Consider the following 583-nt stretch of genomic DNA (forward strand, 5'->3'; position numbering starts at 1 on the left):
CAGTTCTGGAACAGGGACAGGGCCAGCACCCGCTTGTCGGCGAACACCCGGGGCAGCGCCTCGTATTTCACGCGCGCCAGCGGCGGATACATCATCAGGATCAGGCCGATGGCGATGGGGATGTTGGTGGTGCCCACCGACAGGCTGTCCAGCCATGCCGGCAGGCCGGGGATCAGCGACCCCAGCGCCACGCCCGCCAGCATGGCGGCGAAGATCCACAGGGTCAGCCAGCGGTCGAGAAACGACAGGCGGCGCGGCGGGCCCTGATCCTGAACGACAGTGTCCACCATCAGCGCACGCGGTTTCCGGCGTCGTCGATGATGACCTCGCCGTCTTCCTTGACGAAAGGCTTCAGGGTCACGCCGGGCAGCAGGTCCAGCACCGCCTCGGACGGGCGGCACAGCTTCACCCCCGCGGGGGTGACCACGATCGGCCGGTTCAGCAGCACCGGGTGCGCTTCCACAGCATCGAGCAACTGCGCGTCCGTCAGGGTCTCGTCATCAAGCCCCAGCTCGGCATAAGGCGTGCCCTTCTGGCGCAGCACCTCGCGCAGCGGCGCGCCCATGCGGGTGACCATATGGGC

General features: G+C 68.1%; 1 protein-coding gene and 1 pseudogene. Both read right to left on the bottom strand.

Going from position 1 to position 583, the window contains the following annotated elements; genetic code table 11:
- Nucleotides 1-290 (bottom strand): annotated as a pseudogene (locus tag C0461_RS14380) (arsenical-resistance protein); the annotation flags it as partial.
- A partial coding sequence (locus tag C0461_RS14385; RefSeq protein ID WP_292107989.1) for an ArsC/Spx/MgsR family protein occupies nucleotides 290-583 on the bottom strand: 294 nt, incomplete at its 5' end. The pseudogene C0461_RS14380 and the gene C0461_RS14385, both read right to left, overlap by 1 nt.

It is taken from the genome of Brevundimonas sp. (assembly GCF_013823285.1).
In the GTDB taxonomy this organism is placed as follows: domain Bacteria; phylum Pseudomonadota; class Alphaproteobacteria; order Caulobacterales; family Caulobacteraceae; genus Brevundimonas.